The sequence below is a fragment of the Clostridium sp. AF27-5AA genome (genome assembly GCF_003478415.1).
In the GTDB taxonomy this organism is placed as follows: domain Bacteria; phylum Bacillota; class Clostridia; order Lachnospirales; family Lachnospiraceae; genus Otoolea; species Otoolea fessa.
The window spans coordinates 4,109-5,216 of record NZ_QUFH01000022.1 but is presented as its reverse complement, the minus strand read 5'-3'; the positions used below and the strand labels follow the sequence as shown (position 1 = coordinate 5,216).

The following is a 1,108-nucleotide window of genomic DNA, read 5'->3' as shown; positions in this document are numbered from 1 at the left end:
CTGCTGGGCCGCTGTACCAAAGCGGACAGCGATGCCTATACCCTGTTGATGAACGCCTGTGGTGGGGACGCCGCCCGGGTCCTGCGGGAATATGCCTATTTTTCCCCGGAACTTCGCACCATATTGGAAAATGCGGCGCTCATGCAGGCAGACCGGAGCCGGACGGGCGGAATGTTCCATGCGCCGAAAAGCTCCCCGTGGGGCGAGGTGCAGAATTGTGAAACCCTCTGTCCGGGGGTGTTTTTGGTATCTACCGCCAGCCACGGCGGAACGATGGTGGCAAACGAGGTAGCCGCCGTTCTCTCCCCAGCGGCCAAAAAATGCGGCTTCAAGGACAAGGGCTATATTTGCTATGAGGAGGACGCACAGGAAAGCGTAGTGCTCCGGGAGCTGCTGGACAAAAAGCTGTGGAAAATCCCTGACCGCATTAAGGACAAAGGACAGTTTGAAGAAAAACTCAATCAGTCCATCCGGCAGTATCACCCCGAATACTGGCGGGCAAGGCAGAGCGGACGAGAGGCCGCCGAAGCTGCCCGCAGCACAGCCTCGGCCAAAGAGGCCGCAAGATAACCTCGGGCCATACTGGCCCGAAGCAATAAAGGAGGTGTACCAAAATGGCCTATGTGCCAGTACCAAAAGACCTTTCCAAAATCAAGACAAAGCTGGCCTTCAACCTAACGAAGCGCCAGCTTGTTTGTTTTTCCAGCGCAGCGGCGGTGGGCCTCCCGGCTTACCTGTTTTCCCGTGGCAGTATCGGGAACAGTGCCGCCATGTTCCTGATGATCGGCCTCATGCTCCCGTTCTTCTTTCTGGCTATGTATGAACGAGACGGTCTGCCGCTGGAAAAAGTGCTGAAAAACATCATCCGCACCCGGTTCCTCTATCCCCGTGTGCGGCCTTACAAAACCGAAAACTTCTATGCGCTGCTTAGCGCCAGAAAGGAGGCGCAGCCGATTGCGAAACAGCAGAAGGGCCGGAAAGCCCGCAGGCAGAAAGCCTGAAAAGCAGGGCCTTACCGGCCTGTTCACGAAAGGAAAGAACATTCCCACCACCGCCCAGCAGACCCTCCCTTACCGGGAAATGTACCGGGACGGGGTGTGCCGGGTAG

Annotated in this window: 2 protein-coding genes; both read left to right on the top strand. The window is 57.2% G+C overall.

The annotated features are described in order from the left end of the window. A partial coding sequence (locus DWY89_RS14075) for a hypothetical protein (RefSeq protein WP_243022843.1) occupies positions 1 to 570 on the top strand: 570 nt, incomplete at its 5' end. A gap of 44 nt (positions 571 to 614) precedes the next feature. Then, on the top strand, positions 615 to 1,001 hold the full coding sequence (locus DWY89_RS14070; RefSeq protein ID WP_003500106.1) for a PrgI family protein: 387 nt from the start codon (positions 615 to 617) through the stop codon (positions 999 to 1,001). Positions 1,002 to 1,108 lie beyond the last annotated feature (107 nt).